The 22,926-nt window shown below is 65.4% G+C and carries 19 protein-coding genes; 5 read left to right on the top strand and 14 right to left on the bottom strand.

The window, feature by feature from the left end; all coding sequences use genetic code 11:
* Positions 1-7: 7 nt before the first annotated feature.
* Positions 8-1,102, bottom strand: coding sequence for a lipocalin-like domain-containing protein (locus BPRO_RS16130; RefSeq protein ID WP_011484137.1), 1,095 nt, complete (start codon positions 1,100-1,102; stop codon positions 8-10).
* 118 nt (positions 1,103-1,220) lie between these two features.
* On the opposite strand from BPRO_RS16130, the gene BPRO_RS16125 reads away from it, so the two are divergent.
* Entirely contained in the window at positions 1,221-1,658 is a 438-nt protein-coding gene (locus tag BPRO_RS16125) for a universal stress protein (protein WP_011484136.1), read from the top strand.
* A gap of 29 nt (positions 1,659-1,687) precedes the next feature.
* On the opposite strand, the gene BPRO_RS16120 is transcribed toward BPRO_RS16125, so the two are convergent.
* The 8 genes from BPRO_RS16120 to BPRO_RS16085 all read right to left on the bottom strand — a co-directional run bounded on the left by BPRO_RS16120 (position 1,688) and on the right by BPRO_RS16085 (position 11,487).
* Positions 1,688-1,942: a hypothetical protein gene (locus tag BPRO_RS16120; RefSeq protein ID WP_041388882.1), complete on the bottom strand. Its 255-nt coding sequence runs from the start codon at positions 1,940-1,942 to the stop codon at positions 1,688-1,690.
* A gap of 136 nt (positions 1,943-2,078) precedes the next feature.
* Positions 2,079-2,294: a hypothetical protein gene (locus BPRO_RS16115; RefSeq protein WP_041388881.1), complete on the bottom strand. Its 216-nt coding sequence runs from the start codon at positions 2,292-2,294 to the stop codon at positions 2,079-2,081.
* Between the two features lie 247 nt (positions 2,295-2,541).
* Complete coding sequence (locus BPRO_RS16110) at positions 2,542-5,148, bottom strand: ABC transporter permease (protein WP_011484133.1); 2,607 nt, start codon at positions 5,146-5,148, stop codon at positions 2,542-2,544.
* Between the two features lie 134 nt (positions 5,149-5,282).
* On the bottom strand, positions 5,283-6,680 hold the full coding sequence (locus tag BPRO_RS16105) for an FAD-dependent oxidoreductase (protein ID WP_011484132.1): 1,398 nt from the start codon (positions 6,678-6,680) through the stop codon (positions 5,283-5,285).
* 3 nt (positions 6,681-6,683) lie between these two features.
* Complete coding sequence (gene ald / locus BPRO_RS16100) at positions 6,684-7,802, bottom strand: alanine dehydrogenase (protein WP_011484131.1); 1,119 nt, start codon at positions 7,800-7,802, stop codon at positions 6,684-6,686.
* Between the two features lie 157 nt (positions 7,803-7,959).
* Entirely contained in the window at positions 7,960-9,426 is a 1,467-nt protein-coding gene (gene phnY, locus BPRO_RS16095; RefSeq protein WP_011484130.1) for a phosphonoacetaldehyde dehydrogenase, read from the bottom strand.
* Between the two features lie 53 nt (positions 9,427-9,479).
* Positions 9,480-10,706 carry a phosphonoacetate hydrolase gene (phnA, locus tag BPRO_RS16090; protein WP_011484129.1) on the bottom strand — a complete coding sequence of 409 codons (1,227 nt, stop codon included), beginning with the start codon at positions 10,704-10,706 and terminating at the stop codon, positions 9,480-9,482.
* 7 nt (positions 10,707-10,713) lie between these two features.
* Positions 10,714-11,487: a phosphonate utilization associated transcriptional regulator gene (locus tag BPRO_RS16085; RefSeq protein WP_011484128.1), complete on the bottom strand. Its 774-nt coding sequence runs from the start codon at positions 11,485-11,487 to the stop codon at positions 10,714-10,716.
* A 210-nt stretch (positions 11,488-11,697) separates the two neighbouring features.
* Here BPRO_RS16085 and BPRO_RS16080 point away from each other — a divergent pair, with 210 nt between their 5' ends.
* The 4 genes from BPRO_RS16080 to BPRO_RS16065 all read left to right on the top strand — a co-directional run bounded on the left by BPRO_RS16080 (position 11,698) and on the right by BPRO_RS16065 (position 16,985).
* Positions 11,698-12,831 carry a putative 2-aminoethylphosphonate ABC transporter ATP-binding protein gene (locus BPRO_RS16080; RefSeq protein ID WP_232291573.1) on the top strand — a complete coding sequence of 378 codons (1,134 nt, stop codon included), beginning with the start codon at positions 11,698-11,700 and terminating at the stop codon, positions 12,829-12,831.
* Complete coding sequence (locus tag BPRO_RS16075; protein WP_011484126.1) at positions 12,828-14,639, top strand: putative 2-aminoethylphosphonate ABC transporter permease subunit; 1,812 nt, start codon at positions 12,828-12,830, stop codon at positions 14,637-14,639. The genes BPRO_RS16080 and BPRO_RS16075 overlap by 4 nt, the downstream gene beginning before the upstream one ends.
* A gap of 65 nt (positions 14,640-14,704) precedes the next feature.
* Complete coding sequence (locus BPRO_RS16070; protein ID WP_011484125.1) at positions 14,705-15,829, top strand: 2-aminoethylphosphonate--pyruvate transaminase; 1,125 nt, start codon at positions 14,705-14,707, stop codon at positions 15,827-15,829.
* A 181-nt stretch (positions 15,830-16,010) separates the two neighbouring features.
* Entirely contained in the window at positions 16,011-16,985 is a 975-nt protein-coding gene (locus BPRO_RS16065; protein WP_011484124.1) for a threo-3-hydroxy-L-aspartate ammonia-lyase, read from the top strand.
* 95 nt (positions 16,986-17,080) lie between these two features.
* Here the strand turns inward: BPRO_RS16065 and BPRO_RS16060 are convergent, their stop codons facing one another.
* The 5 genes from BPRO_RS16060 to BPRO_RS16040 all read right to left on the bottom strand — a co-directional run bounded on the left by BPRO_RS16060 (position 17,081) and on the right by BPRO_RS16040 (position 22,915).
* Positions 17,081-17,725, bottom strand: coding sequence for an ABC transporter ATP-binding protein (locus BPRO_RS16060; protein ID WP_011484123.1), 645 nt, complete (start codon positions 17,723-17,725; stop codon positions 17,081-17,083).
* A 260-nt stretch (positions 17,726-17,985) separates the two neighbouring features.
* Positions 17,986-19,446, bottom strand: a complete 1,461-nt coding sequence (locus BPRO_RS16055; protein ID WP_011484122.1) for a mechanosensitive ion channel — start codon at positions 19,444-19,446, stop codon at positions 17,986-17,988.
* Positions 19,447-19,544: 98 nt separating this feature from the next.
* The gene (miaA, locus tag BPRO_RS16050) at positions 19,545-20,546 is read right to left on the bottom strand and encodes a tRNA (adenosine(37)-N6)-dimethylallyltransferase MiaA (protein ID WP_011484121.1); all 1,002 of its coding nucleotides are present in this window, start codon (positions 20,544-20,546) and stop codon (positions 19,545-19,547) included.
* Between the two features lie 165 nt (positions 20,547-20,711).
* Positions 20,712-21,986: a multidrug effflux MFS transporter gene (locus BPRO_RS16045; protein ID WP_011484120.1), complete on the bottom strand. Its 1,275-nt coding sequence runs from the start codon at positions 21,984-21,986 to the stop codon at positions 20,712-20,714.
* 71 nt (positions 21,987-22,057) lie between these two features.
* Positions 22,058-22,915: an alpha/beta hydrolase gene (locus BPRO_RS16040; protein WP_011484119.1), complete on the bottom strand. Its 858-nt coding sequence runs from the start codon at positions 22,913-22,915 to the stop codon at positions 22,058-22,060.
* Positions 22,916-22,926: the final 11 nt, after the last annotated feature.

Raw genomic sequence — 22,926 nt, 5'->3', positions numbered from 1 at the left:
CGGCCCGCTACAGCCGAAGCCGCTGTGCGTAACCTGTCATCTCCAGGTAACCGCTGCCCACGCGCTTGCCGTTGCTGTCGATCAGCTCGCTCAGGCCTTCCCAATACACCGCGCCGGTTGACTGGCGGCTGTCGAGTTCCTGGTTGTCTATCACGGCCCTGACGGTGTAATAGTCAGCGGGTGTGCGGACAATCCATTCAACCGGGTAGCTCGCCTGCGTGAGCGGACTCTTCCAGCTGCGCACTGGTTTGAAGATCACTTCGCCGCGGTTGAAGGTATACAGCCCGGCTTTCGGCGACCTGAAAGAGCCGCCGTCCCACAGCGCGCTGCCGTCCTTGTCCCGCAGGCGGAAGGCGGTGAGGGCGCTGCCATCGTCCAGGTTCATGCCTATCCAGTCCCAGCCGGTCGCGCTGGGGTGCAGCACTTCCTCGCTCCACTCATGGTCCAGCCAGGCTTTGCCCGTGACTTCAAACGCCTGGCCCTTGAGTTGCAAGGTTCCTCGGGTGGCCAGCTGCGGCTGGCTGTAGTAGTAGCTTGCCTGCTTTTCCTGTGGCCCCTTGCGCGACAGGCCCTGCCTGCCTTGCAGCAGCACGGCCTGGGTTTCTTCAAATTGCAGCTTCAGTGCAAAGTCCGTGGCCGGCAGCTCCGCGGTGTAGCGGCTGCCCCGGCCCTGCAGCGACCAGTCGCGCAGCTTGATGTGCATGTCCGCTTCGCTGGCAAAAGCCACGCCAAAGCCGTCACGCGCGATGCGCTGGTCATGCCAGAGTTTCTTGCCCTGCACGTCGGTGATGGCCGCATGGGCGAAGAGCAATTGCCTGGCCGCAAACCTTGACACCATGGCCTGGGTGCCCTCCACCCGCGAGCGGAAAAATGTGAGCTGGAAACCGAACTCCCGTCCGCCTGCTGCCGTGTGCCCGGTGATGTACCACCACTCGGTGCGAAAGTCCGGGTGGGAGCCGAAGTCGCGCGGAAACTGCATGGTCCTGGCCGGCAAGGCACACGCCGGCCCGGTCCAGGCCAGGCCCGCCAGGCCGGTCGCCAGCAGGAAGCGGCGCCGCGGCATGCCGTGCGTGATGCAGGCGGGCGTCGTGGGAGGGCTCATGTCTTGATTCTCGCAGCAGTGCGCCTGGCGTGGCAGCGACCGGGCGGTGTAGTTGCATGGCGCCACCGGAAGGTCTATGCTTGAAACTGCACGAGTCACTCTAGTCAGGAGGTGCACCATGTACAAGCGGATTTTGCTGGCGTACGACGGCTCCAAGTCCGGGCAAAAAGCGTTGCTCGACTGCCGGGACATTGCGCAGTGGAGCCAGGCGTCAGTGAACCTGATTGCCGTCACGCCGCTCTACATGCAGGTGATGGGCGTCGAAGGCGGCATTTACGACAGCGGCCTTGCCGAGCAGGAGAAAGAAAAGTACCAGGGCATTCTGGATGAAGGTTTGCGCCAGTTGGTCAGCGCCGGCTACCAGGCCCGTGGGGAGGTTCTGCTGGGTGAAACCGTCGATGAAATCACCAAATATGCCAAGAAGATCGAGGCCGATCTGATCGTGGTGGGCCACAAGCATCTGGATGGGTGGGCTGCCCGCTGGTGGCGGGGCTCGGTTTCCAAATCGCTGATCGAGCACGCACCCTGCAGTGTGCTCGTGGTCATCGTTCACTGACCCGCTGAGTCTGCAGCTCTGCGCTGGTCTTAGCGTCCCCGCGCCTGGTGAGGCACCACGGTGTGCCGCTGGCCGGTCTGCGGCCTCGTCGGCTGGTCGTCATGGGGGTGTTCGCGCGAGCGCGGTGGCGGCACCGGCTGGATTCTGGCCTCGTCGACCCGGGTCCGGGGAGGGCCCGAAAAATAAGCCTTCAGCTGCGCGCTCAGCGCGTCCCAGTTCGGCACCAGCCAGATGACCAGCAGGCAAATCAGGGCCAGAACAATTGCCGCGAACAGGATGTTCATTGCACGCCTTCCAAGAAGCCAAAAGCCAACAACCAGCAGCTTGATCTGCATGCTGTGGCAGATTCCCGCATGCTACCCCTGTTGGCGCGGTTTTGCACTCCCCCAATTTTGCGCTCCGGCGCCTTCCTTTTGAGCCTTACGCGCCCTGGCTTGGGGGCGTGGTCTGGAAAACAATTTCTCCGCTGGGCACATGGACGACCCGGACTTGCTGGCGCGTCGGATCGGCCACGCTTTTGACTGCCACGGCGACCGCCAGCGAGCAGTTCCCGTACAGAGGCTTGAACGAAGAGCACGGCAGCAGGCTGCCGCTGAGCGGGTCTCTGCTTTCAATGCGGAATTGGGCGGACGACATGACGAAGACCTCCTCAAAAAACCATCTCAAAACCAGACAAGACTCAAAGGTATGAAAACCTGCGCGTCACCGCCATTGTGAAACCATCAGGCGATGCCATGATGACAATTCGGCGTCAAAACTGTGACGGGCGTAAACAAAGGAAAACGAGGATACGCCTGAAAAGGCGGATAGTCACCACTAGACGGCGAGGGCACGGGCAGCATGGCGGCCGCGCCGGGCTGCCAGGGACGGACTACCCGGCGGGCTACCAGTCTTCCTTGACGGCCAGCACGGCATCCTTGCCGGCGGCTGCTCGCCCCGCCAGCCAGGCGGTCAGTGTGCCGGCAATTACCACCGCCGCGCACAAGGCCAGCAGGCGAAGCCAGGGCAGCATCAGGTCCATGGTCCAGTGAAAGCTCTGCGGGTTGACCACGTGAACCAGTATGGTGGACACCGCCAGGCCCAGCGCCAGCCCAGCCAGCGCGCCGATCGCCGTCCAGGCCGCGCCCTCGCCAGCCACCACCGTCAGGATTTGTCGCCGGGTCAAGCCCAGATGTGCCAGCAGGCCAAACTCCTTGCGGCGCGCCAGAACCTGCGCGCTGAAGCTCGCGGCCACGCCAAACAGGCCGATGGCAATCGCCACGGCCTGCAGCCAGTAGGTCACTGCAAAACTGCGGTCAAAAATCCTGAGCGAGATGGCGCGAAGCTGGCTGACGGACGCCAGCTCCAGCAGAGCGCCCGCCCCCGGCTGCTGCTCGGCCAGCCGGCGTATTGCCTGCTGCACCTGGGCCTCGCCCACATCACCGTTCAGCCACAGCGCCACGTCATTGACGCGCCGGTCGCCGGTCAGGCGCTCAAAGTCCTGCTGCGCCATCACGATTGCGCCAAACTGGCGTGCGTAATCACGCCAGACACCGGCCACAAAAAACGGCGTGGCAGCCGGCGCAGCCGGGCGAGGTGCGTTTGCCGCTGACGTTGAATCAGGAGCCGGTGGCGCGCTGTTTTCCTGGGTATAGGCCCCAAAAGCCTGCGAAAGGGGAAGAAAAACGCTGCCCGGCCGGGCGCCATACAGGTCCACCATGGCTTCACTGACATAGATGCCGGCATGCCCGGGCGGCACCGGCAGCGGGCTGCCCACCAGCGGCAGCGTGGTGGCTGCGTCGCCGATGGCGCGCGCAATCAGGGTGACGGCAGGTTTGCCCGGGTCCAGCAACAGCTGCCGGGTGCGCAGTGCGCTCACGCGCGCGACGCCAGGCAGCCGGGCCAGCGTCTCGACAAAGCCGGGCGGGAAATAGGCGGTGTCGCTGGCCGGGCCACCAAGACCCGTGCGCACATACAAATCGGCGGGCAGCACCACGTCCAGCCAGTGCGTGACCGAGTCGCGGAAACTGGCCACCATCACGGTCAGCGCCACGGCCAGGCTCAGCGACGCCACCACGCCGCTGACGGCCACGGCCGCGCTTTCGCGCACCCGGCGCGCGCGCTCCACGGCCAGCAGCGGCAGCAGGCGGTGGGCCACCCAGGGGCTGAGCCTGCCGTAGAGCAGCGCAATCAGCCAGGGCAGGGCGGTGATGCCGCCCACCAGCAACGCGCCGACAGACAGATAAGCCGCCAGCGGAATGCCAAATACCGGCGGAGCCAATGCCAAAAGGGCGCTGGCAGCGATCAAAACGATACTGAGCCAGCGTGCGGAGCCGGTGCCGGCGGCCAGGCCCAGCCCCTTCAGGGTTTGCGCCGGCGGCAGCTGCTGGGCGGCGCGCGCCGGCCACCAGCCGCCCACGCCGGCCGCCGCCACGCCGAGCGCGCCATAGACCAGGGCTGCCCAGCCGTTCCATTGCAGGCTGGGTGCCACGCCGGCGAAGTAGCCGCCGCCCAGGTCACCGCCCAGAAGACGCAGCGCCAGTGCGGCCAGCGCGCTGCCCAGCGCAATGCCCGCGGCACTGCCCACCCCGCCCAGCAACAGCGATTCGGCCAGTACCAGTTGCAAACGTTCGCGGCCTGTCAGGCCGAGCACGCCGAGCAGCGCGAACTGCTGGGCGCGCTTGGCCACGCTGAGCGAGAGCACCGAGAACACCAGAAACGCACCGGTGAACAGGGCCACCAGCGCCAGTACGGTCAGGTTGACCCGGTAGGCGCGCGACAGGTTGCTCACGCGCTCTGCCGCATCGCCGGGCGCGGTCGCGGTGATGTGGGGTGGCAGCCGCAGCGAGGCGGCGAAGCTTGCCGCATCACTGCCGGCTTTCAGGCGCACGTCAATGCGCGACAGCTGGCCGCCTTTGCCAAACAGATCCTGTGCGGCAGCGATGTCCATCACGCCCAGCGGGCCTCCGCCCGTACTCACGCTGCCAGCCACGGTGACGCTTTTCCATTGCAGGCCACTTTGCAGTTGCAGCTGGTCAGCCTTGAAAACCTGGCGGGCGGCGGGATTGAGAAAAATCGTGTCCGGCGCAAACAGCGCAAAGCGGTCCGTCACCGCGGCATCCGAAGCCGGAACGGGCATCAGCGCCGGGGCAATGCCGGCCACCACCAGTGCATCGACGCCAACGATGCGCAGGGCCTGCCGCTCCCCCTTGCCGCCCAGTGCGTAGGTGGCCAGTTCCAGCACCGGGCTGGCAAGCGCGACCTGCGGATGGTTGGCCACCTGGCGGTAAAGCGCTTCGTCAAAGCCGCCCTGCACGGCCCGCAGTTCCAGGTCAGGCTGGCCGTTGACGGCGCGCACCGCCTGGGAAAACTCGCTGAGCGCCGAGGCATTGATCAGGTGCACTGAAAACGCCAGGGCCACGCCCAGCATGACGGCGACCACGGCGGCGGCATTGCGCCAGGGGTGGTAGCGCAGTTCCTTCCAGGAAAAGGTTTGCAAAAGGGCGAACACGGTTCCTGCATTGTGAGGGATGCGCCGCCGCGTGATGGCCCGATGATGACTGGACGGTCGGTGGCGGGGCGCGCGCTCCGGCGCACCATTGCCGCAGTCACTGCCGTTGCCACTGGCAGCGCCGGGACGGTGGCTCAGGCCTTGTCCGCCTTGCCGGCTGCCGCGGCGAAGCGCGACAGCATCACGTCTGGCAGAAAGGGGCGTCGTCCACTGTCTTCGGCGGCTTCCTTGCGCCGTATGGCATTGCGCACCATCAGCGAGCCGACGTAGCGGATCGGCTCCGGCGGAAAACGGCCGAGCGGTCCGCGAAGGAGCGGGCTGCGCGTCCATTCGTTGTCCAGTCCCAGCGCCAGCGAGGACAGCAGTTCGCCGCCCATGCGGCTGGGGCCGACGCCGTTGCCCGAGTAGCCGAAGCCGTAGAACACGTCGGGGCGGTCGCGCAGGCGGCCGAAGAAGGGCAAGCCGGTGACCGAGCGGTCGGAGGCGCCGTTCCAGCTGGCGGCAATCGGCGTGCCGGCCAGTTCCGGGATGAAGCCCCGCAGGCGTCCGGTCAGTTCCTCGCGGTAGGGCGAAGGCTGGTTGAACACGGGCAGCATGCGCCCGCCGTAGGCAAAGGTGTTGCCGCCCTTGCCAAACATCAGCCGGCCGTCCGGTGTGCTGCGGTAGTAGTGCACAAAGATGCGCGAGTCGAGCACCGAGATGCCGCCGTCCAGGCCCGAGGCGGCCAGCGCGGCCGCGGCCGGCTCGGTGATCACCATGTCGCTGGACACAATGGCGATGCTGCGCTCGAATTCGCGGAAGCTGCTGGCCATCCAGGCATTGATGGCAATCACCACGCGGTCGGCCGTTACCTTGCAGTGCGGTGTGCGAATCACCGGGGGCGAGCCCTCTTCCAGGCCCCGCATCGGCGTTCCTTCATGCAGCCGCACGCCCAGGCCGAGCGCCACCCTGCGCAGCCCGCGCACCAGCTTGCCGGGCTGCACGCTGGCGGCCACTGGCGAGTACCAGCCCTCCAGGTGGGCGCGGGATCCGGCGCGGCGCTGCAGCTCGTGCGGGGACATCTTCTGCCAGGAGTTGATGCCGCGCGATTCGAGCGCGGCCACCACCGCATCGGACGCCCCCAGCTGCGCGGCCGATGTGGCGGTGAACAGCGTGCCGTGGCGACGCCATTCGCAGTCGATGTTGTGCTCGGCGCAAAACGCCTCGATATCCAGCAGCGCCTGCTCAGAAGCGCGCACCAGGCGCACGGCTTCGGCGTCACCGAACAGCCGCTGCAGGGTGAAGAACTTCGTCGACCAGGTCAGTGCGCAGCCGCCGTTGCGTCCGCTGGCGCCGCCGCCGCAGACATCGGCTTCGAGCACGAGCACATCGAGTTCGGGCCTGGCGCGCTTGGCGAGGATGGCAGTCCACAGGCCGGTGAAGCCGCCGCCGATGATGCACAACTGGGCACGCGTGTCGCTCACCAGCGCCGGGGCCGGGCCGCCTTGCTCGGCGGCGAGTGCCTGCGACAGCCAATAGGGGCGTTGCTCCATCGTTCAGGCCGCCAGCAGGGTTTGCGGGGCATGGTAGACGTAGCGCAGGTCATTCGCCACCTCCAGGCAGGTGACCTTGCCGTCAGCGACGTTGAGGCCGTTGCGCAGGTGCACGTCGTCCTTCAGTGCCTGCCGCCACCCTTTGTTCGCCAAGGCCAGCACAAAGGGCAGGGTGGCGTTGTTCAGGGCATAGGTGGAGGTGCGCGGCACGCCGCCCGGCATGTTGGCCACGCAGTAGTGCACGACGCCGTCCACCACGTAGGTGGGGTCGGCGTGGGTGGTGGCGTGCGAGGTTTCGAAGCAGCCGCCCTGGTCGATGGCCACATCAACCACCACCGAGCCCGGCTTCATGCGCGACAGCAGCTCGCGCGACACGAGCTTGGGGGCGGCCGCGCCGGGAATCAGCACGCCGCCGATCACCGCGTCTGCCGACAGCACCTGCTCCTCGATGTTGTCGCGGTTCGAGAACAGGGTGATCACGCGCGCCCCCAGCAGGCGGTCCATGCGGCGCAGCGCATCGAGGCTGCGGTCTATCACCACCACCTGGGCACCGGTGCCCACGGCGATCTGTGCCGCGTTGGAGCCGACCACGCCCGCGCCGAGGATCACGATTTTGGCGGGCGCCACACCGGGCACGCCTCCGAGCAGTATGCCGCGGCCGCCATGGGCCCGCTCCAGGCTGTGCGCAGCCGCCTGCACCGACATGCGGCCGGCCACTTCGGACATCGGCGCCAGCAAGGGCAGGCCGCCACCGGCCTGGGTCACGGTTTCGTAGGCGATGCAGACCGCGCCGCTGTCGACCAGTTCCTTGCATTGCTGCGGGTCGGGCGCCAGATGCAGGTAAGTGAACAGCAACTGGCCGGGCCGAAGCTGTGCGCGCTCCGCGGCTTGCGGCTCCTTGACCTTCACCACCATGTCGGCGCGCGCAAACACTTCATCTGCCCCCTGGACAATGCCGGCACCCGCTTTTTCGTACTCGGCGTCGCTGGCACCGATGCCGGAGCCTGCGTTGTGCTCCACGATCACGCGGTGGCCGGCCGCCGCCAGCTCACGCACGGACGACGGTGTCAGGCCGACACGGTATTCATGGTTCTTGATTTCCTTGGGAATTCCGATGAGCATGGTGTTTGTCTCCTGGATCAATGAAGTCAATGAAGTCAATGAAGTAATAAGGCAATAAAAGCAATAAAGCAAGAAGGGGCTAAAAAAAGGGGCAAAGGCAAAGGCAGAGGCACAGATAAGGGCACGGGTAAGGGCAGGGATAAGCGGCGGCCGCGGCTTACCAGGGCAGCGAGTAGGTCTTGGTGTTGCAAAAACTCTTCATCGCTTCAAGCACACCTTCCTTGTAGCCCAGCCCCGAGTCCTTGATGCCGCCGAAGGGTGTCATTTCCAGGCGGTAACCGGGCACCTCGCGCACATTGACGCTGCCCACATGCAGTTCCTGCACCACGCGGGTGATGGTGTCGAGCCGGTTGGTGCAGAGCGACGAAGACAGGCCGTAGGCCGTGCCATTGACGATGGCGATCGCTTCATCCAGTGTCTTGAAGCGGATCACCGGCGACACCGGGCCAAAGGTCTCCTCCCTGACCACGGTCATGCCGGGCCGCACATGGTCCAGCACGGTGGGCGCATACAGCGCGCCGCGCCGCACATTGCCCACCAGCAGCTTCGCGCCCTGGGCAATGGCCTCGTTGACCACCTTTTCAAAATGGATGGCTGCGGGCTCGTCGATCACGGTGCCCATGTCCATGGCCGGGTCAAACGGGTCACCGTACTTCAGCGCCCGGGTTTTTTCCACCAGCAACTCGACGAAGCGGTCGGCCACGCTCTCCTGCACTAGGATGCGCTTGATGGCGGTGCAGCGCTGGCCCGAATTCTTGTACGAGCCGCTGGCTGCGAGGGTGGCCGCTTCCTCGATGTCGGCATCGTCCATCACGATGATGGGATCGTTGCCGCCGAGCTCAAGGATCTGGCGCTTGTAGATGGCCTTGCCGGCGATGTATTTGCCAATGGCCACGCCGCCGGTGAACGTCACCAGGTCCACATCGGGGCTGGTCAGCAGCTCGTCGGCGATCTCGGCCGGATCGCCGGTCACCACCGACAGCATCTGCGGCGGCAGGCCCGCCTCGTACAGGATGTCGGCAATCAAGTAGGCCGCCAGCGGCGTTTTCTCGCTGGGCTTGAGCACCACGCGGTTGTTGGTCGCTACCGCCGGCGCGATCTTGTGGATCACCTGGTTAAGCGGGTGGTTGAACGGGGTGATGGCGGTGATGGCGCCGAGCAGCGGCTCTTTCAGCGTGTAGACCTTGCGGCTCTTGCCGTGCGCCGTCAGGTCGCACGAGAACACCTGGCCGTCGTCCACCAGGGCCTGGTTCGCCGCGAACAGCATCACATCGGAAGCGCGGCCGACTTCATACTGCGTGTCCTTCAGGCACAGGCCCGATTCCAGCGTGATCAGGCGTGCAATCTCGTCGCGGCGATGGGCGACCAGCTCGCCGGCTTTCATCAGGATGCGGTAGCGGTCGTGGCGGGTCAGCGTGGAACGGTAGTCGCGCGCGATGCGCAAGGCACGCCGGACGTCGTCCAGCGTGGCCTTGGGTACGGTCGCGACGATCTTGCCGCTATAGGGATGTTTCACCTCGATGACGCGGTCACGCGAAACTTTTTCACCGGCAATGCGCAGCGATTCATGAAGCACCCGGGAAGGAAGTGCCTGGGAAGGAGCATCGGCAAGTACGGCAGACATGTTGGTTCCTTGTTTCTGTTTCTGTGGCGGTTCGGTGATGTTTTTGCGGTGGATCAGCGGGCCAGGTTGAGGCCGAGCTCGAAGGCGTCAAAATTGCGCCAGCGCCGGTCGGGGAAGGCCTGGGGCACCTGGCGGTTGACGACCAGCGGCACTTTCTGCTCCGACACGCCCCCGTGGGAGCGCAGCGGCACGTCCAGCCCCGAGAGGTCATGGCGCTCGGCGTTGGTGCCGATCACTGTGTCCTGGCTTGCCACCACCACGATGTCTCCAACCCGGTCGAACGGCAGCTCGAAATGGTCGCAGGCCTCCAGGCGCGACAGCACCGTCTCAATGCCTGGCAGCGCGGCAATGCGGTCACGCAGCGCGCTGGCGTCCACATCTTCCGGCACATAGACGAGCGCGAATGAGCCGAGCGCGCCGTGGTGCACCACATACGGGTCGGTGATGGGCAGGATGACGCGGGCATGGTCCTGGCCAATCCATTCGTCCAGCGTGTCCTGCAGGTAAATCACATTGGGCTGCCCGTCCCGGCCGTGCTTGTCGTTCATGCCGTGGTCCGCGGTGAGCACAATGGTGGCGCCCAGCATGTCCAGACGGGCGAGGTTGCGATCCATCATGGCGTAGAAGTCGTTTGCCATCGTGGTGCCGGGGGCTGCCTTGTGCTGGATGTAGTCGGTAGTGGACAAATACATCAGGTCAGGCCGCTCGCGCTCCATCAGCTTGACGCCGGCGACAAACACGAACTCCGACAGCTCGGCGCTGTAGACCGAAGGCACCGGCATGCCGACCATGCCGAGCACGTCGTCAATGCCGTTTTCCTCGACGCTCACCTGGTCGGCCTTTTCCGAGGAAAAGCAGATGCCGTCCATTTTGTGGCCCAGCAGCTTGCGCAGTTTGTCCTTCGCCGTGATCACGGCCACCTTGGCGCCCGCATCGGCGAAGGCTGCCAGGATGGTGCCCGCGCGCAGGTAGCGGGGGTCGTTCATCATCACCTCTTCACCCCGCTCGCGGTCGAAGAAGTAGTTGCCGCAGATGCCGTGCACCGAGGGTGGCGCACCCGTCACGATGGACAGGTTGTTCGGGTTGGTGAAACTTGGAATGACGCAGTCCGCCATGTAGCAGGTGCCGCGCCCGGCCAGCAGCCTGCCCAGGAAGGGTGCCACGCCGGCCGCCACGGCGGCGGTGATGTATTCGTACTGGCAGCCGTCCACGCAGACCACCACCACCGGGTGGTCCATCCATTGGTAGCGCCTGTCGTTCACGGTAATGTCTTTGTTCATGATGTCCTCAGGGGTTGATGGCCATGATGGGCCGTGGTTTTTTCAGGGAAATTGCGGGAGAGACTGGCTCACTGGCGCCTCTGCCAAAAGCCTTGTGCATGCGGGCCCGGCTGTCGGCCGCATGGGCGCGCAGCGTCCGGCCGGCGCGCTCAGGGTCGCGTGATGCGATGGCCAGCACGGCGGCCTTGTGCTCGGCGTTGGAGACCGCAAAGCCGCCCCCGTCCTGCAGGCCGCGCAGGCGGAACAGCAGCAGCTCCTTGGTCAGGCGCCGGTAGGTGTCGCTCAGCCGGGAGTTGCCGGCAAAACCAACCAGCGCATCGTGAAACTCGAGGTTGAGCGCGTGGTAGCGCTTGATGTCCTGGCGGCTCATGGCGTCGTCCATCTCGGCGAGAAGGTTCTTCAGCACCTTCAGCTGCTGCGCCGTGATCTGCACGGCGAGGCGGCGTCCGATCATGTCGTCCAGCACCTCGCGCAGGTCGTAGATCTCGTCGGCTTCGGCCAGCGTTATTTCGCGCACGAAGACCCCGCGGTTTTTTTCCGAGCGCACCAGGCCGCATTCTTCCAGCGCGCGCAGTGCCTCGCGCACCGGGCCGCGGCTGGTGCCGAAGCGGGCGGCGAGGTCGCTTTCATTGATTCGCGCGCCTCCGGGCAGCTCGCTGCGCAGGATCATTTGCTCGATCTCGGCCTGCACCAGTGAGGGCAGGGTATTGGCCTGCAGCATTTGCAGAGGGGACAGGGGAGAGAAGGGAGAGAAGGAAGAGAGGGCGGGTGAGGTGCTCATGAAGGAGTCCGGTTTCTTTTCGTGCCGATGCGGTGATTAAATCCTGCAAATTGAAGATTGTCAACAATTGACATATTACGATCTGCAATTTACTATTCGCCGAAGGTGCTGCGGAAATTCCCGGAAGACCGCTGAAACGAACGCAGCCACCGGCATGGCCGGCCCATGCTCCACGCCACCGATAACGTCACAAGGAGATAGCAGATGGATATGAGACTGCCAGCGGAAATGGCGAGCTTTGCCTCGCCGCATCACACGACCGGCATTGCGCTGGGTATCGAGGGCGTGCACAAGCGCTTTGACAAGGTCACGGTGCTCCAGCACATAGACCTGGAGGTCCGGCAGGGCGAGATGCTGTGCCTGCTCGGGCCCTCCGGCTGCGGGAAGACCACGTTGCTGCGCATCATTGCCGGCCTGGAAACGCAGACCAGCGGCCGCATCGTGCAGAACGGCCGCGATATTTCCTGGCTGCCGCCGGTCAAGCGCGACTACGGCATCGTGTTCCAGTCCTACGCCCTGTTTCCCAACCTCACCATCGCCGGGAACGTGGCCTACGGCCTGGTGAGCCGGAAAAAACCGCGGGCTGAAATCAGCGCCCGCGTCGCGGAACTGCTCAAGCTGGTGGGCCTGCCGACGTCGGGGGAAAAGTATCCGGCCCAGCTGTCGGGCGGGCAGCAGCAGCGCGTGGCACTGGCGCGTGCGCTGGCGACCGCGCCGCGCCTGTTGCTGCTGGATGAACCCCTGTCGGCGCTGGATGCGCTGGAGCGCATCCGCCTGCGCGGCGAGATCCGCCGGCTGCAGCAGAAACTGGGCGTGACCGCCATCATGGTCACGCACGACCAGGAGGAGGCGCTGTCCATGGCCGACCGCATTGTCGTGATGAACCACGGGGTGATCGAGCAGATCGGCACACCGAACGACATCTATGAGCGCCCCGCCACGCCCTTCGTGGCGGATTTTGTCGGCAAGGTCAATGTGTTGCCGGCCATCGCGCTCGGGCAGGGGCGTTTTCGCGCCGGCCGCCTGGAGCTGCATTGCAGCGGCGAGCATGGCGATTACACGGCCGGCCAGGCGGTCAGGCTCTACCTGCGTCCGGAAGACCGGGCGGTGGGCCATGAACGCGAAGGGCAGCCGAACCGCGTCCGCGGCGAAGTCCTGAAGGTTGAATTCCTGGGCAGCTCGTGCCTGGCGGAAATGCAGATCGACGAGCTCGAGGGCCAGTCGCTGCACCTGTGTTTTTCGCTGAACCAGCTGCACGACCTGGGTGTGCAGGCCGGTGCGCGGATTGACCTGGCGCTGCGCAGCGAACGCATCCGGGTGTTTCCGGCTGGGGTATCCCTGTGAGCGCCCGCGCAGAACCGCTTCAAGCAAGCTCGCGCCCCCCTGGGGGGCAGCCCGGCATCGCCGGGCGTGGGGGGGTCATCATCGCCCGCGCCGCTACGCTGGCCGGGCCGGCCGTTGGCGCGCGCCGCCTCGGCCTGTCGCGCGAGGACCTCATTGCGCGCGGCGTGCTGCTCACGGTGATGCTGTTCCTGATGCTGTTCCTGCTGGCGCCAATGGCATCAATCTTTGCCCGGGCGGTGCAGGACAACGATGGCAACTTCATCGGCTTTACCCATTTTGTCGAGTACCTGCAGACGCCGGCGCTGCTGGGCGCAGCCTGGAACTCGATCTGGGTGGCCGCCACCGTGGTTCTGATTTCGGTGCCCCTGGCCTTCACCTTCGCCTATGCGCTGGCCCGCAGCTGTGCGCCCTTCAAGGGCACGTTCCGGCTGATCGCGCTGATTCCGCTGCTGGCGCCTTCGCTGCTGTCGGCTATCGCCTTCATCCAGTGGTTCGGCAACCAGGGCGTGCTCAAGCCGGTGCTCGAGCTGATCGGCCTGGGCTCGATCTACGGCGCGCCCGGCATCATCCTGTCGGAGGTCTACAACACCTTTCCGCATGCGCTCATGATCCTGCTGACCGCGCTGTCGCTGGCCGACGGACGGCTGTACGAGGCTGCCGACTCGTTCGGCACCTCGACCGTGCGCAAGTTCTTCACCATCACGCTGCCGTCCTGCAAATACGGGTTGATCAGCGCGTCCACCGTCGTCTTCACCTATGTGATTAGCGACTTCGGCGCACCCAAGGTGATAGGCGGCAACTTCAGCGTGCTGTCGCTGGACGTGTTCAAGCAGGTGGTCGGCCAGCAGAACTTCGGCCGCGGCGCGGTGGTGGGCCTGCTGTTGCTGCTGCCCTCGATCGCCTCCTTCCTGATCGACAGCCGCGTGCGGCGCAAGCTGCGGGCCCAGCTGTCGGCGCGCTCCGTGCCCTACGCGGCCAAACCGCGGCGGGGCTTCGATACCTTGATGACGGCCTACTGCGCGCTGGTGTGCGCACTGCTGTTGGCTGTGGTGGGCATGGCGATCTGGACGTCCTTCATCAAGCTCTGGCCGTATGACCTCTCCTTGAGCCTGCGCCATTACGAGTTCGCCCTGGTCGACGGCGACCTGGCCTCGGCCTACACCAACAGCCTGAAGATGGCGGTGTGCGTGGCTTTCTTCGGCTCGCTCACGGTGTTCATCGGCGCCTACCTGACCGAGAAGACCCGCGGGCTGGAGTTGATCCGCCCGCTGATGCACCTGCTGGCCATGCTCTCCATGGCCGTGCCGGGCCTTGTGCTGGGCCTGGGCTACATCATGTTTTTCAACCATCCCAACAATCCGCTGGGCTTTCTGTACTCGACCATGACCCTACTTGTGCTGTCGGTCATCGTGCACTACTACACCTCCAGCCATTTGACTGCGGTGACGGCGCTCAAGCAGATCGACAATGAATTCGAGGCCGTGTCGGCTTCGCTGAAGGTGCCGTTCTACAAGACCTTCTTTCGCGTGACCTTGCCGGTGTGCCTGCCGGCGGTGCTGGACATAGCGCGCTACTACTTCGTGGTGTCCATGGCCACGCTGTCGGGCGTCGTCTTCCTGTACTCGCCCGACACCATCCTCGCGGCGGTGGCCATCATGAATCTGGACGAAGCCGGCGACATCGGCCCGGCGGCGGCGCTGGCCAGCCTGACCGTGCTGACTTCTGTCGCGGTCTGCCTGGTGTATGCGGTGGCCACCCGCGTGCTGCTGCGCAAGACCCAGGCGTGGCGAAACGTCGCCCGCCAATGAAGCCCGATCCCTTCCGACTTGCCACTTTTCCGTTTTTCCATTTGCCAAACATCCAAGGAGCTTTCATGACAACCGACGCCATTCTTCTGACCCCCGGACCGCTGACCACGTCGAGCCGCACCAAGCAAAGCATGCTGCGTGACTGGGGCTCCTGGGATACGGATTTCAATGCCATCACCGCGCGCCTGCGCCAGGGCCTGCTGCGCATCGTGCACGGCGAAGGCACGCATGAGTGCGTTCCCCTGCAGGGCAGCGGTACTTTTTCAGTCGAGGCGGCCATTGGCACGCTGGTGCCGCCGGGCGAAAAAGGGGGGCATGTGCTGGTGCCGGTCAACGGCGCCTATTGCCAGCGCATCGCCAAAATCTGCAAGGTGCTGGGCCGCAAGCTCACCACCTTCGAGTATGCGGAAGATGCGCAAATCCGACCCGAAGACATTGACCGGCTGCTCGCCAAGGACCCCTCCATCACCCACGTCGCGCTGGTGCACTGCGAAACCAGCACGGGTATTCTGAACCCGCTGCACGAGATTGCACTGGTCGTGCAGCGCCACGGCAAGGGCTTGATCGTCGATGCGATGAGCTCGTTCGGCGCGCTGGAGATTGATGCACGCAAGACGCCGTTCGACGCCGTGGTCGCCGCGTCGGGCAAGTGCCTGGAAGGCGTTCCCGGTATGGGCTTTGTGCTGGCGCGCCGCGCCGCACTGGAGCGCTGCGAGGGCAACTGCCATTCGCTGGCGATGGACCTGTACGACCAGTGGGTCTACATGAACAAGACCACGCAGTGGCGCTTTACCCCGCCGACCCATGTGGTGGCCGCGCTGGACGCCGCGCTCACGCAGTATTTCGAACAAGGCGGGCTGGCCGCGCGCGGCGGCGCCTATGCCAAGAATTGCCGCGAGCTCATCAGTGGCCTGGCCGGGCTGGGCTTGCGCAGCTTCCTGCCCGCGGCGATCCAGGCGCCCATCATCGTGACCTTCCATGCGCCCGCCAGCCCGGCCTACGAGTTCAAAGCCTTTTACAACGCGGTCAGGCAGCGCGGCTATATTCTTTACCCCGGAAAACTGACCGCGGTGGAGACTTTTCGCGTCGGTTGCATGGGCCAGCTCGGCGCGCGCGGCATGGCGGGCGCCGTGGAAGCGGTTCGGGATGCGCTGCAGGAAATGGGGCTGGAGCTTGCCAACGCCGAGTGACGAGGCGCAGCATCCCGGAGGTGATTTCAAGTATTTGGCGGAACAGAGCTCCCGCGAAATTTCAATGCGGCCTTACGGTGGAAACGTCACCGCTTTTTGCCTTAAGGTACGCTGTTGTTTTTTCCTTTTGGCTTTTCCTGGTGGCTCTTCCCGCCTTATCCGAACGAAAGCGCTTTCTGCCATGCTGCAACTTCCCGTTTACGACGACGTCCTCGCCGCAGCCGCGCGGCTTGAGGGCCACGCGCACCGCACGCCGGTACTGACCTCCGCCACGGCCGATGCCCGCTGGGGTTCCCAGTTTTTCTTCAAGTGCGAAAACTTCCAGCGCATGGGGGCGTTTAAGTTCCGTGGAGCGTTCAATGCGCTGTCAAAGTTCGACGCGGGCCAGCGCCGGGCCGGGGCGATCGCGTTTTCGTCGGGCAACCATGCACAGGCGGTGGCGCTGTCGGCGCGGCTGCTCGGCATGCCCGCGTTGATCGTGATGCCGCAGGACGCACCGGCTGCCAAGCTGGCCGCGACGCGTGGCTACGGCGCCGAGGTGGTGCTGTACGACCGCTTCAGCGAAGACCGCGAGGCGCTCACGCAGCGGCTGGCGGCCGAGCGGGGTATGACCCTGATTCCGCCCTATGACCATCCCGACGTGATTGCCGGCCAGGGCACGGCCGCCAAGGAACTGCTTGAAGAGACCGGTCCGCTCGACCGCCTGTATGTCTGCCTGGGCGGTGGCGGGCTGACCAGCGGCTCGGCGCTGGCCGCGCGGGCCCTGGCGCCGCAATGCAAGGTGTATGGCGTGGAGCCCGAAGCCGGCAACGATGGCCAGCAGTCGCTGCGCGCGGGCCGGATTGTTCATATCGAAACGCCCAAGACCATTGCCGACGGTGCGCAAACCCAGCATCTGGGTCAGTACACCTTCGGCATCATTCGACGCGATGTTGATGACATCCTCACGGTGAGCGACGCGCAGCTGGTCGAGGCCATGCGCTTTTTTGCCGAGCGCATGAAGATGGTGGTTGAGCCTACCGGTTGCCTGGCGTTTGCCGGGGCCTGCGCGGCGCTTGAAGCGGACGCGGCCCTCAAGGGCAGGCGTGTTGGCGTCATCGTGAGCGGCGGCAATGTCGACCTGGCGCGCTACGCGGAGCTGCTGGCTGCACGCTGAGCGCTGACGGACCCCTGAGCCACCGCGCACGGGAAGTGCGTGTTGATCCGCGCAAGGTCAACGCAAACTTGCGCAACTTTCTCCCCCGGCGGCCATCAGGCCCCGATGCCGCCGGCGCTCAGGTGCAGCCGGCGGTCGGCCCGTGCGGCGGCTGCCTCCGAATGGGTGACCAGGACCAGCGAGGCGCCATGCTGGCGGGTTTGCGCAATCAGCGCATCCATTACTTTCGCAGCGGTTGTGGGGTCGAGGTTGCCGGTGGGCTCATCGGCCAGCAGCAGGGTGGGGCGGTGCACCAGCGCCCGGGCAATTGCCACGCGCTGAAGTTGCCCGCCGCTCAGTTGCTGCGGCAGTCGCTTGCCCAGGCCAGCAAGGCCGACCGCATCAAGCATGGCCTGCACCCGGGCGTCATCGGGCTGGCCCAGCAACAGCAGCGGCAGTGCGACGTTTTGCGCCACGTCCAGGTGCGGCAGCACATGAAAGGCCTGGAACACAAAACCCACGTGTTTGCGACGCAGCAGTGCGCGCTGGTCATCGGTCAGCGTGCCCAGATCCGTGCCATTGAGCCACACCGAACCGTCATCCCAGGTGTCCAGCCCGGCCATGCAGTTCAGCAGCGTGGATTTGCCCACACCCGATTCGCCGATGATGGCGACAAACTCGCCGGGTGCGACATCGAACGAAACGCCGGTGAACACCGGGGTTTCGACATACCGTTTGGCGAGATTGCGGACCTGCAGCATCGCCCTATGCTACCCGCAGTGAACCGGGGTGAGAGCTCTTCCACCAGCCGGGGCCGCGGAACCGGCTTCGCCGGGCCGCAGGCGCAGCGCCCCCTCGGGGCCAAAGAGCTACACGAAGTGAGCGAACGTGGGGGCTAAGCGCAGTGAACCGGGGTGAGAGCGCTTCCACCAACAGGGGCCGCGGAACCGGCTTCGCCGGGCCGCAGGCGCAGCGCCCCCTCGGGGGGCAGAGAGCTACACGAAGTGAGCGAACGTGGGGGCTAATCCTTATACCAGCGCTCCAGCCAACGCGTTGCCAGCTTGCCTGCGGCCTCGCGGCCACCCAGCCCGAACGACAGCGCCACGGCAACGGCCACCGCGCCCAGCGTCAGGCCGAAGGCCAGTTGCACGATTTCGTTGGCAAGGCCCATGGCGCGCAGCCCCATGGCGATCACCAGGCCCAGGATGCCAATGCGGGCAATCTCTGCGAGGCCGGCCGCGTGTTTGCCGCCGGCCTTGTGGATGGCGTCATAGGCCAGGTTGGAAATCCAGAACCCGACGGCCAGGATGGCGCCGCCCAGCAGCACATCCGCAGCGAACCCGATGAAGGAGGACACCATGTTCCGCATCTGGCCGAAACCGAGCTGGCTGGCGGCCTCGGTAGCGGCAAACAGCATGGCAAAGAACATCAGGAGCGCCGAGGCCAGGCGCGAGGGCCGGGCGGCACCCGACAGCACATGCTGTATGCCCATTTTTTGCGGTAGATTGTCGGCCCCGGCGCTTTCCATCAAGCTGGCCAGCAGGCGCGAGGCGAAGCGCGCGATGTACCAGGTCAGCAGCAGGATCACTGACGCCGCCACGATGTGCGGCACGGCGGCAAACATCAGGTCGAGCATTTGCGAGGCCGGACGCGACACGGCATTGATCTTGAGCGCGTCGAGCGCAGCGATCAGCGAGGGCACGAACACGAAGATAAAGACCACTGTGCCCGCCAGGGCCGACAGGCGAATGGAGCTATCGAGCCCGACCCGCTGGTTCAGGCTGTCGGCGCCGGCCGCTGCCAGCAGGTTGGTCACCAGGCCGCGCAGCACGCGGGCCACGATGTAGCCCACGCCGCCGATCAGCAGGGCCGCGAACATGTTGGGCACCATGGCCAGCAGCTTGTTGAGCATGCCGATCACCGGTTCGAGCAGGGCATTGAGCTGGAAGGCGTTCAGGATGGCCGGCAGCAGCATGAGAATCACAAGCCAGAACAGCACATTGCCCACGTTCTGGCTCATGGGCGCCATGCCGGCCTCGGTGGAGAGTTTTTCGTCGAGTGTCGTGGCGGCAAGCGCCCGGGCGGCCAGCGCGCGCAGCACGGTGGCGAGCAACCAGGTTACCAATGACAGCACGGCTCCAGCGAGCAGCTTGGGCAGATAACCGATGATGTCGCCCATCATGGCGGCGAAGGGGTTGGTCAGCAGTGAGAGGTCCAGCACATTGAGCACGGCGACCAGCGTGGCCAGCAGGATTAGCCAGAACACGCCCACCGCCACCGGCGATTCAGCATCCAGTTGCACGCCCGTGCTTTCCTCGACGCGGGTATTGACCTGGAGCAGCCGCAGCAGCCTGCGCATGCCCGCGCGCGCCGCAACAGCCAGCAGCCAGCCCAGGGCCAGGATGGCGACAGCGCCGAGGACTTTGGGGAGATTCGCGCCCAGGCTGGCTTGCAGCGAGGTGACGAAGGTTGACAGGTCCATGATGCGCGCTCCTTGGTTGTTATAACTTGAGGCAGGCAAGACTCGCGCGCCGCACGCGCGCCCCATTCTGGCACCGGCGGTCACCACAAGCAAGCCGGCTATCGGCTGGACTTTTCGATGTGTTGAGCCACTGCCTGCAGAACCAGCGGCAGCGCCTGGTCGGTATCGCAGGTGATGATCTGGCGCTGCGGCATGGAGCGCAGCCAGGTGACCTGGCGCTTGGCCAACTGGCGCGTGGCAATGATGCCCTTGTCGCGCAGCTCGTCCATCGGGAAGCTGCCGCCGGGGCTGCGCGCCTCCTGCGCGTCAAGCAGTTCCCAGGCCTGGCGGTAGCCAACGCAGCGCATGGACGGCAAGTCCGGCGTCAGGTCCCCGCGCGCGCGCAGGGTTTTGACTTCCTCGACAAAGCCGGCCGCCAGCATCGCGTCAAAGCGCTCGGCAATGCGGTGGTGCAGCCAGCTGCGCTCTTGAGGCTCAAGGGAAATAAGGATTTCAGTCCTTTCTTCCCGACCGTCATCAGCTATGGTTTTTGCAGCGTTTTGCTGGTGAAAGAACGACAGCGGCTGCCCGGACACCCGGAACACTTCCAGCGCGCGCGAGATGCGTTGTGAATCATGGGGTGCCAGCCGGGCGGCGGTGACCGGGTCAACGGTTGCCAGCTCGGCATGCAGCGCAGGCCAGCCTTTGGCGGCGGCTTCGCTGGCCAGCTCGGCTCGCACCGCCGGGTCGGCTTTGGGCATGTCGTCCAGGCCGTAAAAGAGAGCCTTGAAATACAGCATGGTGCCGCCCACCAGCAGCGGCAGCTTGCCGCGCGCGGCGATGTCGTCGATCAGCCGCTGGGCATCGGCCACGAATTCGGCCGCACTGTAGGCCTGCAGCGGGTCGCGGATGTTGATCAGGTGATGCGGCACGGCCGCGAGTTCATCGACCGTGGGTTTGGCGGTGCCGATGTCCATGCCGCGGTAGACCAGCGCTGAATCGACGCTGATGATCTCGACGTCATGCTGCTGCGCGATGGCCATGGCCGCAGCCGTCTTGCCCGACGCTGTTGGCCCGGTGAGTGCAATGTACTTGGCCCCCACGCTTTTCACTTCGTTCATGCGCGAGGCCTTGCAGGCCGCGGCTCGCCAGATGCTTCGCCTCTGTCGCCTGTCCAAGCCTGCTCAAGCAGACTTGGAGCCGCAGGCTCCAGCCCCGAGGGGGCTAATTTTCCTTGGGGCGGCCCGGCGGAAAATTGCCTTCCCACGCTTGTCTCCGGCTTCACGTCAGGGTTTGGTGGCGGCCTCATGGGCAGGCTCTCCGTATTTCTGCACCACGGTCCAGGCGGTGGCGGCCACCAGCACGCTCCAGAACCATACGCCGTTGGTCAGCGGCAGGACGGTGCCATCCATTTGCGTGCCCAGCCAGCCGCCCATGCCAAAGGCCAGGACCATCATCAGGAAGCCGTTCATGGCCGAGGCCGCGCCTGCCGCGTGCGGAAAGGGCCCCACCGCACCGCTCTGGCCGCAGGGCTGGTGCACGCCGTGGGCCAGCATGAAGAGGTAGTAGGGCAGCATGATGGCCCAGACGTTGCTCAGGCCGGCCCAGGCGAAGATGCCCATCAGCGTGCCGCCGGCAACGCTCAGGCCTGCAGCAATCGCCACCGACTTGCGCACGCCAAAACGCGGCAGCAGGCGGCGGCAGATAAAGGTGCCCGTCAGGTAGCAAAAGCACATGGAAAACATCACCAGGCCGTACTGTGTTTTGCTCAGCCCCAGCACCTTGATGAACACAAACGACGACGTGGCGAGAAAGGTAAACAGCCCGCCATACGACGCCGCGGCCAGCGCCGAGAACACCAGGAAGGTGGGATTGCCGAGGATATGGATCCAGGTGCGCAGCAGCGTGGCCGGATGCAGCGCCTGCGGGTTTTTCTGCCGCAGGGTTTCTTCAAAACGCAGCGCGACCAGCGCCAGGGTGCAGCCGCCAAATACGGCCAGGGCCATCAGCGCGACGCGCCAGCCCCAAAACTCCGACAGCAAGCCGCCCAGCGGGGCACTGATGCAGGCCAGAACGCCCAGGCCGCTCAGGCCCTTGGACATGATGCGGGCGCCTTCAACCGGGTGGTACAGGTCGCGCACGATGGCGCGTGCGCACATCACGACCGCGCCCATGGCCGCGCCCTGCACAATGCGCCAGACGATCAGCAGCGCCATGGAGGGGGCCAGCGTGCTGCCGATCGAGGCCAGCGTGTAAGTGGCCAGGCCCCACAACAGGATGGGACGCCGGCCAAAGCGGTCGGACAGCGGGCCCCAGATCAGCTGGGAGACGCCGAAAGCCAGCAGCAGCGCACTCAGCGTGAGCTGCGCCTGCGACATCGGGGCAGCAAAGCCTTCGGTCAGCGCCGGCAGCGCGGGCAGGTAGAGGTCGGTGGTGACCGGCTGGATGCCCAGCAGCATCGACAGGATCAGCACGATCAGGCCAGCCGACATCGATGGCGGTACCACGACGGCGCCGGCCGGCGCAGCCTCGGAAGACAGTTTTTGGGAGGAGATGGGCATCCGTTCGAGGGTATCAGATTGCCCGCCACCAAGGCGTGGCAAAGGCACGGCAGCCTGGGCGCGCGGCTGACTTATTTCAGCTGGAAAAGCTGCGCCAGCGCCTGCCGGTACTGCGGCTGGCCGACCAGGTTGGTATTGTGGTGCGAGCCGCCCTCGACCAGCATGAACAGCTTGGGCTGGGTCGCTGCGTCAAACAGCTTGCGCCCCAGGTCGGGCAGGATCAGGCGGTCTTCGCCGCCATGGACGACCAGAAGAGGTGAACCAATCGTCGCCACCTTGTGCACGGCTTCAAAGCGCTGGGTGATCAGCAGCGACAGCGGCATCCAGCCCCATTTGGACGTGCTCACCACGTCGGCTATCGAGGTGAAGGTGCCTTCGACGATGGTGCCGCTTTCGTCAGCGACCTCGTTGGCCAGGTTGATGGCAATCGGCCCGCCCAGCGAGTGGCCGAAGATATAGCGCGGCCGGTTGGGATACTTCTGTGCCAGCCAGTCCCAGGCGACGCGGGCGTCTTCATAGGCCGAGGCCTCCGAAGGCAGCTCGTGGGTGCTTTTGCCAAAGCCGCGGTAGTCGATGGCCAGCACCGAAAAGCCCAGTTCCTGCATGCGCCGCATGCGCGGGGCGGAACCGGTGACGTTGTAACGCGCACCGTGCAGGTAAAGCATGACGGGCGCCTTGCCGGCTTGCGGCCTGTCCCTGTCTGTGTCGGCGGGCAACCAGAGCCCATGAAGGCGGATGTTCTGGTCGTTGATTCTGGAATTGAACTTGATCCAGACGTCCTCCATGCCCTCGGCGGCTGCGGCGCCTCCGCTCCAGGTGCGGTCGCTGGGCTGGAAGATCCAGTCGCGCTGCTTTTCGTCGAGCGTGGCGCAACCCGCCATCAAGGCCAGCGCCGCGCAGAAGGAAGTGAAGAGGTGCCAGCGTTTCATGCAGATAAGTG

Source organism: Polaromonas sp. JS666 (assembly GCF_000013865.1).
In the GTDB taxonomy this organism is placed as follows: domain Bacteria; phylum Pseudomonadota; class Gammaproteobacteria; order Burkholderiales; family Burkholderiaceae_C; genus Polaromonas.
This window is presented reverse-complemented; position numbering and strand designations above follow the sequence as displayed.